Source organism: Planosporangium thailandense, from assembly GCF_011947195.1.
Lineage (GTDB): Bacteria > Actinomycetota > Actinomycetes > Mycobacteriales > Micromonosporaceae > Planosporangium > Planosporangium thailandense.
Genome location: NZ_JAATVY010000088.1, coordinates 1 through 740 on the forward strand (window position 1 = coordinate 1; position 740 = coordinate 740).

At 70.1% G+C, this 740-nt stretch carries 1 protein-coding gene; it reads left to right on the forward strand.

Translation table 11 applies throughout. From position 1 onward, the window contains the following. A partial coding sequence (locus tag HC031_RS32240; protein ID WP_167929239.1) for an acyltransferase family protein occupies positions 1-740 on the forward strand: 740 nt, incomplete at both ends.

Below are 740 nucleotides of genomic sequence, written 5' to 3' on the forward strand. Positions count from 1 at the left end.
GGTGCGGCGGCTCATGCCCGCGCTCCTGCTGATGGTCCTGGCGGTGGCCGTCGCCATCCGCACCTGGGCACCGCTGAGCGACTGGCAACAGCGCCGCGGCGACCTGCTCGCCACGATCTTCTACTACGCCAACTGGCACATGATCTCGGCGGACGAGTCGTACTTCGCGCAATTCGCCTCGCAGTCCCCGCTGCGGCACGCCTGGTCACTCGCGATCGAAGAGCAGTTCTACCTCGTGTGGCCGCTGCTCGTCCTCGCCCTGCTGCGCTGGCGCCGCCGATGGATGCCGATCGTGTTCACCCTCGGTGCGGCCGCCTCGGCCATCACCATGGTCGCGCTCTACTCACCCGACAGCCCGACCCGCGCCTACGCCGGCACCGACGCCCGCGCCCAACAACTGCTCATCGGCGCCCTGCTGGCCCTCGCGGTACGCCGGGCGACCGCGGGTGGCACCGACGATACGACGCGCAAACCGCTCAGCCGGTACGCATACGTGTTCGGCCCGCTCGCCGCGGTCGCGACCGGCGTGCTCCTGATCGTCACCCGCGACAGCGGAGGCTTCTACTACCACGGCGGGGCCACCGTCATCGCGCTGGTGATGGCCGTCCTGATCGGCGCCGTCGAGCTCGCACCGGCATCCCCGCTGGCGCGCCTGCTGTCGATCCCGCCGCTGCGCTGGATCGGCATGATCTCCTACGGCCTGTACCTGTGGCACTGGCCGGTCATCATGTTCGCACCCG